The sequence below is a fragment of the Blautia sp. AF19-13LB genome (assembly GCF_003479105.1).
In the GTDB taxonomy this organism is placed as follows: domain Bacteria; phylum Bacillota; class Clostridia; order Lachnospirales; family Lachnospiraceae; genus Fusicatenibacter; species Fusicatenibacter saccharivorans.
In genome coordinates this window covers 235,617-244,977 of sequence record NZ_QUGO01000003.1, presented here as the reverse complement: position 1 = coordinate 244,977, position 9,361 = coordinate 235,617, and the positions used below count along the sequence as shown (strand labels likewise).

General features: G+C 45.7%; 7 protein-coding genes. 3 read left to right on the top strand and 4 right to left on the bottom strand.

What is annotated here, in order from left to right; genetic code table 11:
* From dctP to DWX32_RS04860, 3 genes are all read left to right on the top strand, one after another.
* Positions 1-590 (top strand): TRAP transporter substrate-binding protein DctP (gene dctP / locus DWX32_RS20075; RefSeq protein WP_243037555.1); only part of this gene is annotated, 590 nt, incomplete at its 5' end.
* A 195-nt stretch (positions 591-785) separates the two neighbouring features.
* Positions 786-2,189 (top strand): hypothetical protein, encoded by a 1,404-nt coding sequence (locus tag DWX32_RS04865; protein WP_147398224.1) that lies wholly within the window; start codon positions 786-788, stop codon positions 2,187-2,189.
* 128 nt (positions 2,190-2,317) lie between these two features.
* On the top strand, positions 2,318-3,283 hold the full coding sequence (locus DWX32_RS04860; protein ID WP_158578721.1) for an Rpn family recombination-promoting nuclease/putative transposase: 966 nt from the start codon (positions 2,318-2,320) through the stop codon (positions 3,281-3,283).
* Positions 3,284-3,317: 34 nt separating this feature from the next.
* Here the strand turns inward: DWX32_RS04860 and DWX32_RS04855 are convergent, their stop codons facing one another.
* The 4 genes from DWX32_RS04855 to DWX32_RS04835 form a co-directional block, all read right to left on the bottom strand.
* The gene (locus DWX32_RS04855; RefSeq protein WP_046438251.1) at positions 3,318-5,000 is read right to left on the bottom strand and encodes a recombinase family protein; all 1,683 of its coding nucleotides are present in this window, start codon (positions 4,998-5,000) and stop codon (positions 3,318-3,320) included.
* A gap of 118 nt (positions 5,001-5,118) precedes the next feature.
* Complete coding sequence (locus tag DWX32_RS04850) at positions 5,119-5,385, bottom strand: DUF6870 family protein (RefSeq protein WP_007884026.1); 267 nt, start codon at positions 5,383-5,385, stop codon at positions 5,119-5,121.
* Positions 5,386-5,854: 469 nt separating this feature from the next.
* Complete coding sequence (locus tag DWX32_RS04845; protein ID WP_014080198.1) at positions 5,855-6,265, bottom strand: sigma-70 family RNA polymerase sigma factor; 411 nt, start codon at positions 6,263-6,265, stop codon at positions 5,855-5,857.
* A gap of 580 nt (positions 6,266-6,845) precedes the next feature.
* Positions 6,846-9,356, bottom strand: coding sequence for an ABC transporter permease (locus DWX32_RS04835; protein ID WP_117461332.1), 2,511 nt, complete (start codon positions 9,354-9,356; stop codon positions 6,846-6,848).
* Positions 9,357-9,361 lie beyond the last annotated feature (5 nt).

Here is a 9,361-nt window from a genome sequence, read left to right as displayed (position 1 = left end):
TCGCCGAGAACGGTTTCCGTCAGCTGACCAACAGCAAGCAGGAAGTAAAAACCGTCGATGATATGAAGAACCTGAAAATCCGTGTCGCAGGAAGCAACCTGCTGATGGAGTGCTACAAACGCTGGGGCGCCGATGCCACCAACATGAACTGGTCCGAGACCTACACGGCCCTGCAGCAGAAAACCGTAGAAGGCCAGGAAAATCCACTTCCTGCTATCGATGCAGCCAGCGTACAGGAAGTACAGCCGTACTGCTCGATGTGGAATGCAATTTATGATTGTCTGTTCTTCTGTATTAACGGAGACATTTATGACAGTATGACACCGGAGCAGCAGGAAGTGATCGATGAGTGCGGTCGTCTGGCAACACAGTACGAGCGTGAGATTAACCGCGCCGGTGATGATGAAATCATGAACCGCTGGCAGAATGAGAATGGTGTAGCCATTACCAATTATGAGGATATGGACATCGATTCGTTCAAACAGGCCGTAGACGGCGTGGACGAGTGGTATCAGAAAGAACTGGAAGGCCAGGGATATGATGATGCCAAAGAGTTGATTGAGACGTTTACAAAAGAGGCAGTTTCGTAAATATCTTTATAAGATTTGCTGAGCTTGCCTGAAAAAATAATGTAACAAACTACATATTTGGTAGAAAATAAAAATTCATCCATGACTTGGAGGTCTCTGGTGAGACTGCTTCCGGGCGTGGGTGGATTTTTTTATTTGAGTTTTCCAGGAAAACAGGTATACTGGATGGTATCAGAAAACGGGAGATTTGAATCAATGAAACAGAAAAAAGAACGGGAAAAAGAAATCAGTCAATGGCCATGGATTTCCATGCTGCCGTTCGGAATCCTGGCGGGATACTGGGGAGATAAGGAAGTGCGGATCACGGCAATTTCAGAATATGGCTTTCAGACCCGGCTTGCGACACCGACTACAGTTGAGCAGAAAAATGCGCCGTGGGAACTGGCATTTTACGATCAGAAAACAGCATCCTACCAGCGGATTCTTCTTCGTGATGCGACTTTTCTGCAGGAAAAAGAGGAAGATTTTGATGTTGTTTATACCTTCGCCACGGAACAGGAAGATTATCAAAATGCGGTACAGCGCCTTGCCCTGCAATACAGCCAGTATATTCGCTGGAAAATGGAGGACGATGATGCCGCGCTTGCAGAAGAGATGACAGGATATCCTGCGGAGCAGGACGCGTTTCATCTGGAAAGCCTGGAAGAGCAGAAGAAGGTATGGTTTTCCGGGGTCGGGAAGGAAACATTTACGGCATTGCAAAATGGCTTTGCGGAATCCGGGCAGCCTGGGCAGCCGGTCGAGCTGGCGCTCGAACTGGACCGGCCGGAATGGTATACGGCGTATCTTTCGATGGAAAGTGCGGTGTTTTTTGATGCTTATTTTCGGAAAAACCAGATTCCAGATCCGCCGATTTTTCACCCAGACCGGCTCTATATAGGAAATGCTTTCTGCCCGCATTTGGCACCAACGGAAGAGGAACTGTTCGCACTGATGGATAAAGCCTGCCGGGAGTCGTTTGCGGTTACACTGGTCTTTCCTTTCTTACTGGAAGGAAATCTGCTGGAAACACAGCAGCGGCTGCAGCGTCTCGTCGAATGGTGTGAACAAAAGAACAAAATCATCGAGATTGTCGTAAATGACTGGGGAACGGCCCATCTGGCAGCTCAGCTTCCGGTGTTTTCCCTCTGCCTTGGCGTGCTGCTCAACAAACGGAAAAAAGATCCGCGGATGGCTTATAAGCTGGGGGACCGTACACTGTTTGAACAAAACAGCGTCCACGCGGCATTTTACCGGGAGTATTTGAAAGAAGAATTTCGGATGGAACGGTATGAATGGGAGAGCTGCGGCGATACCAGTACAAGGAAGTTTCCAGAAGGGAAAAACAGTCTTCATCTTCCCTTTTATCAGACAAATACTTCGCAGTATTGTCCAATGTATGCAGCGTGTATCAAAGGAAGCCGCGGCGCGCAGACGCCGGTGAGGAAATGCCCGGAGTTTTGCGAAAAACAGACATTTTTATATCCGGAGCATCTGCGGATGGCAGGAAGATATAATTCGCTGTTTGGGATTGATTTGTCGGTTTTGCAGGAGCCAGAAGCGATGGGGAAGATGTATGGGCTGCGAGGGATAGATCGGATTGTAGTGAATTTGTTATAGTGACATCTTAAGAAGCATGTTCATAGTTCGTATTTCCAACTTGATAGAGCTGCCAATTCGTGATAAGATGAAAAACAACAGGAAGGGGTGCAGACTTCTCTGAAATATTTTTGAGGAGGCGTATGCACATGGGAAAAGCGGACATTGTTACCAAAGCATACATGCGAAAGAGTAACATTTTTGCAGATGCGTTCAATTATTTGATCTATGACGGGAAAAAAGTTGTTGATCCGGAAAAACTGACAGAAGTTGATTCAACAGAGATTGCCATACCGTTTGGCGCAACAGAAGAGAGAAAAGAGGCAAAAGAGACAACCGAAATGACAGAAGATCCGGTCCAGAAATATCGGGATATATTGAAAACAGCTGTGATTATGCAGGAAGTGGAAACGTATTATCTGCTTCTTGGAATTGAAAACCAGACAGACATTCATTATGCGATGCCAGTTCGAAATATGATATACGATGCCTTACAGTATGGCAGACAGGTTACAGACACTGCGGCAAGACATCGAAAAAACAGAAAAAGTGCAAAACAACAGGAAAAAGACCATGGAGATGATTACACAAAAGCAGAATATTTGTCTGGATTCTATAAGGACGATGTCCTGAAACCAGTAATTACACTGGTAATTCATTTCGGAACAGATCCATGGGATGCGCCGTTGTCTCTGCATGAGATGATGAACATTCAAGACGAGAATCTGCTGCGTTTCGTGCAGGATTATCGGATTCATCTAATAGACCCGGCAAGGTTAACCGAAGAAGATTTGGAGAAATTTTCTTCCAGTCTGCGGGAAGTTATGGAGTATATCAGGTATTCAAAGGATAAGAAAAAGCTATTAGAAATTTTAAAGGATAATCCGCGCATGATGCTCGACCGGAAGGCAGCAGTGGTGATCAAGACCATTACAAATACACCCATAGAAATTCCAGAAGAGACGGAGGTGATTGATGTGTGCAAAGCGGTAGAAGATATGCTGAAAGAAAGCAGAGAACAAGGTATTGAACAGGGTATTGAGAAAAAGCGTTGGCAGCATGGTTTGAGGGGAGTAAAGAGTCAGAAGTATTATGATATGATTAGCGCCTATTAGGAAAACACACTGTCAAAGGGGTTTGTAGCGGGGGTTAGCCCGCTACTGCGGTATCTTCCGTAGTGTTGATTTCAATGTACTCGGCAATCTTGCGGAGCTCGTCAGCAAATTTGAATTTCACGCTGATATTGCCGTTTTCATAGACCTTGATATAGTCCACAAGTTCAACCAAGATTTCACGGTTGAGGGCTTCAATGTTCTGATACTTCATAAAGGCTACCAGTGCAGGATGCTCATTGTCCACACCGTTTGCCAGTTCTGCGCGTTCAGCGTTCAGCCGGGTAAGCACCGCGGAAATATCAGAAGTCTGCCGTTCATAGTCAGCCTTCATATCCCGGTATTCCTGCTGGGTGATTTCACCGTCTTTCCAGTCCTGATAAAGAGATTGCTTGTAGCGTGTTATCTTTATCAGTTCCCGCTCTTTTGCAGCTATCAGATCGTCCAGTCGGTAAGACTGGCTTTTTTTGATTGGAGCGGAATTGATCTGCGTTACGATTTCTGAGTAGGAAACAGCTAAATGTACCTGATGCTGTACGGCGAACAGAACAGCAGCCTCCAGCCGTTCATGCTTGATTGAGTGCATGGTGCAGGCTGTCCGGGAACGGTTCTTGTAGGTTGAGCAAGAATAATATACATTGTTGTTCTTGCTAACGCATCGGGTAATGGCCCGCCCGCAATCGGCACATTTCAGAAAGCCGCTGAATAAATGTACCTCACGGCCTTTCGGGGAAGTACGGGTATCACGCTGTAAGAGAGCCTGTACCTTATCGAAAGTTTCATAGTCGATAATGGCCTCATGTGTTCCAGCCACTTCCACCCATTCCTCGCGGGGAACAGCTTCAATCTGGTGTACCTTGTAGCTTTTCACCCGGCTCCGGCCTTGGGCTAAGTCCCCGGTGTAGGTCGGATTGGTAAGAATGGAGTGGATCATGCGGGCTCCCCACATAGGATCGTCATACCCTCTTGTCGAAACAGGCAAGCCCTTTTGTACCTTGTAAGCCGAGGGGCTCGGTACGCCGTGTTCGTTCAGGTACAACGCGATAGCACGTTTTGATGACCCTTGAATAAGCATTGTGAAAATGAGTTTGACATTTTCAGCAGCATCGGGATCAACAATCAGCCTGTGCTTGTCCTTTGGGTGCTTTACATAGCCGTAAGGAGCAAATGCTCCGATATACTGGCCGTTGCGCCGTTTGTAATCAAATACCTGCCGGATCTTTTTGGAAGTCTGATAGCAGTAATTATCGTTCATCACGTTTGTAATGGGAACGATGATATTTGAAACGCTGTCGGGGTTCTTGTAGCTGTCCACATTCTCAGCAAGGCTGATAAAGCGAACACCCATTTGAACAAACAGGTTGTCGATCAAACTTCCGGCATCGCTATAATTTCGTGCGAAGCGGGACAGGTCTTTTACTATAACGCAGTTGATTTTACCACTCATGACATCCGCCAAGAGCCGTTGAAAATCTTCACGGTTAGCGTCCGTTCCAGTATGTCCGTCATCTACATATTCCGTGATACTTTCAAACTCGTCAATGTTGCGTCGGTAAAAATCGTTCAGTAGGTCACGCTGGTTCTTTACGCTGTTGCTATCGTCTTTTCCTTTTTTCAAATCTTCCTTTGAAAGCCGGATATAGATGCCCAGCCGCCAGCGGCGGATTGTGTAAGAGGGAGAGAAACTCTGCTGATACCCTCTGTTTTTTGCTCGTGCCATTGTTCCTCCTTCCCTATCACATTACACTTATATTATAACTCTGTCCGGGGAGGACAACAAGGATGCCTCCACTTCGGGACACTTTGTCTCGAAGAAGCAAAACGAGCTGTAACCGAAGTTACAGCCCGCTTCTTTGCCGCAGCAGGAAATCCGTCAGCTTGTCTTGGAGAGATGGCCCGCTTTCAGCAAATTCAATTTTCACGCCAACACCACCGATGCAAAAGCAGTATGGATTTTTGACAGTCTGCAAAAATCGAGAGATGCGCTCCTTTCGGGAAAGCGCATTGTCAAAGGTCATACCGCTCACATCAGGCAGGGACTCGGCAGCCACCGCGCCAATGTCAACGCTTCTCATTTGTTCAAGTTCCTGTGTAGTTAATTTCACGGTAAACCTCCTTCGCAGATTGATAGAACGCCTCCCGCTGTTTGGTGGGGAAACGCAACAGGCCAGCACCACCGGGATGCTGGCCTGTTGCCTTACTCCACCTTGGGACACTTTGTCTCGAGGTTTATTATAGTTTTTGAATATTAGAGAGCGCCGCACATATTTACTTGGCCTGTCCAAAGACAATCGTTATTTTCTGTGCGGCGCTCTCAACGCAAGTAAAGCGACAAGCCCGGAGGAACAGGCAGCCAACCTGTTCAGCGCCGGATCATGGCCTTGGGATGGCCGGGCCCATTTACAGTGTTGGTGTTGTTCGCTCAATCTCTTTTGGGAAATGTCACCGCGCACCCACCGTCTGGCTCCACGTACTTACTCAGGGTTGCCGTTATTCCCTCGCGTTAGGAAGAAAACCTCCTCTCATAAACCGAGACATTTTTTCATCAATTCCAAGTGGGTTAAGAAGAAAAAATCAAAAAGTTTTTTTCATGCGTTCAAGGCCACGCTTGATCGACTGGCGAATAGACTCCTCATGTACGCCCTCGGCCTCGGCAATTTCCTTAATCGACTTGCCAAGAATGATATGTGCGTCAATTCTGCGGCCCTGGATCTCCGGCAGAGAATTGAGAGCGTTCCACAGACGAAGAAAGGTTTCCATCCGTTCAAGGAGCTCCTGCGGGGTCGGCTCATGCAGGCAAGCGGAATATTCAATCCCGTCATCGCAGTCCAGAGAATACTGCGCCTTGTGCCGGGAGAGCCGCCGCTGGTAGGCCATTTCATAGCGGGCATCGGCCTTGAATACCTCGGCCACCTCGTCAGAAACTTCGATAAGCTGATCCTGCGTGTACCAATAATAAAAATCTTTCAAATTGATAGTAGTCATCGTAAAATCCTCCATTTCAGTTTGTTCGGGGTTGGTCGGAAACGAAATGGAGTAACGGCGGAGAACGGCACCGCACCTCGGGACACTTTGTCTCGAAGTCTGGAAAGCAAAATGCGCCTGTGCGACACAAGGCCGCACAAGCGCACGAAAAAGTATTATCGGTTATGTACTGTTTAATTTCATGTTCAAAACCGGACTGCTCCGACGGAGGGGCTACGCTTTTTTTAGCTGGTGCAGATCACGCGAACAATGAAATAATAAAATGAACACGGCAAAATAACCTCCCATCGGCTACCGTGTCCCTACAAGTCGTCATTGGTTTGTGTAGACGCAAAGAAACGGCGGCTCTGAAAATCAAAGCCGCCGTTTCAAATGGGCGTGTTGATAGGCTGCTGTACGACGGCTTTTTTTCTTTTGCCGTCGTGCGGCAGCTTGTTCCTTTTGCGCTTATCTTAACAAGCAATCCTCACAGAAATGTCACTGACACACGCTGTTTCGACAGAATAATGGGCTGAAATCTCACGAACCTGTGAGATTTGAAAAACCGGGAGAATAATCTCCCGGTTTTCATCGCAAATATTTAATTCTGCCGCAGTCTCTCTACAACGCTTTGCTTAACATTTTGCATGAAAGTTATGACGGGGGTTGCCAAGCAGACCAGCAAAACAATAGCTGCGACAACCAACAGAGAAATTACAGGATAGTGAAAAGCTGCATAAGGAACCATTCTTCTAAAGGCTGAGTATATTGGAATATATATCGCTGTTCCCAGTGTGGCAAGCAGTAGGAAAGAAATACTCCAATAATACCCGCCTTCCCAAAGCAATACATTTCTAATTTGCTTTTTCGTCATTCCTATACTTTCAAGTGTTGCAAATTCATGTTTCCGAGTATTTACACTAACAACCATTGTGTTAATGAAATTCATAATTCCTATCAGCAAAAATACAGCGGACAACCCTGCGGCTATAATCCTTGAGGTCAGCAAATATCCGGCCATTTCTTGCTGCTTTTCATATCGTGACAGAATCGTAATGCCCGGTGACGAAGCAGTAATGGATTGAAGCTGCTCCATAATCCCTTTGTCATAACTGCTATCAATCGTATCAAAAGCAATCCGAAAGATTTTGGTTTCTCCAGACAACTTCTCTATTGCCTGCTCACTGATATACAAATCAGGGGCAGTACCTCTCTCATTTCCTCGACCATTCTGAAAATCAGCGTCCAGAAAGCCAGTTGCCACTGTAAAGACCTGTTCCCCGGACTCACCGACAACGGTGATTGCTTGCCCTGGCTGAATCAATAGGTTTCCCTCATCATCCGTCATAGCGGACAAAACCACCAACTCTCCCTTTTCAAAGGCGGTTAAGTCAATAGGCTTATCAAGCGTTTTATTAAGTTCTTCGATATATCTGGAATCTATTCCGTAAACGCCGCTCCAAAAATTATCTGTATAGTTTTTTCGTGTTTCCGCATTTGAAAAATCAAGACCTGATATGCCATCCAAGGAATCAATATATTTCCCGAATACATTTTCGTCGTAAATGACATCCATAGTGGGCCACGGTGAAGCAGAATAAGTGACGCGCAGATTTTCAATTCCCTGCATTGTTTCAATTTGCTGCAACATTTCATCAGAGAGCAGGTTTCCTTCTTCGGAAATGCTGTAAGTCAATGCGAAATCACTTTCTCCCCATTGATTTACAAAATTGTCGGGACTTAGGCTTGATAGTAGACCAGCAGAAACCAAAAACAATATTAAGCCTAAAAATAAGGACGCAAAAGTAAGGAAAGCGCTTTTAGGGTTTCTAAAAATATTATCTCGTGCCATCCGAGATAATTTTGTTCTATGGCTCTTATGATCTCGGTAACTCCTTGTATTTGCCTCCGTATAGCGTGAAGCCGCAACAGGAGAAATACTTGCAGCTATTTTCGCTGGTTTCATGCTGCCGATGATTGCAGTAAAAAATGTGAAGATTGCGGCACCCGCAAAAATAATGGGGGAAAAGGACACTATCTCCCCAAGGTCTGTATCGCTTGAGTACATCATATTCATGGCAAACGGAACAAGTCCAAGCGAAACAATACCACCGACAATCAGGCCGCTGGGAATACCGATCACCGCCGTTCTGAATATTTGAGAACGCACGATCCGCTTGATTTGTCTTTTTGTCGTGCCTATCGTTTTAAGCTGTCCATAGAATTGTGTATCTCTTGAAATTGAGATATACAGAATGTTATAAATCAGCAAATAGCCGCTGATAATGATAAAGACGATAATAGCAGCCAGTGGAAGAACAATGGTGGTGGAATTGCTCTGAGCAATAGGTACAATTTCAAAGGACTGACTTTCTGTAAACGAAATCTTCCGTTTTAGTTTTTCACAGGATCGCAGGGCATTACTGTCATCAGAAAAAGAAATCATTGCGGTAGACACACTATCAAAGGGAAGCCCTGTTTGTGTTGCAAAAAGCTCCGAAACATAAGCGGCACCACGGTTGCCTGCACGTGAAGCCGAATAATCTGTGTAATAGCCCGACAAAACAAATTCATCGGAGATATATTGATAATCTGTTCCGAGTTGATAGGAAAGGGAAATATTCATCCCTATCTGTGGATCATCAATCCCCATTGCACGCAAAGCCCATGTAGGGAGCATAATTTCATTTTTTGCTTGCGGATAATCTCCGTGTATATCCGAAATTGTTGGTACACGGTGTTCTTGCCATTCTGTTTCGTCTATCCAGGTAATACTCAGCAGGGCATCGTCCATTCCAGATGTATCAATGCTGCCCAATCTCTGACTGACACCAACTACGGATACCAAGCTGGATCGGCTCAATTCTTCATATTGTTCTTCTGAGAGGCTTGTAATTGCCACATCCGCAGTCGTGCCCATCGCACGAATTTGCTGCATTTGATAGGTTTCAAAATAACTGCACCCCAAACTAAATACAGATGTAATCATAAAGGCGGTCAAGAATAATGCGATGGTAACGAAAACATTTCTCTGCTTATTAGCGCGGTAGCTTCTTTTGGCAAGACGATTGATTGTTGCCTGATTATTGTTCCCAAATAAAATATCATCCATCAATG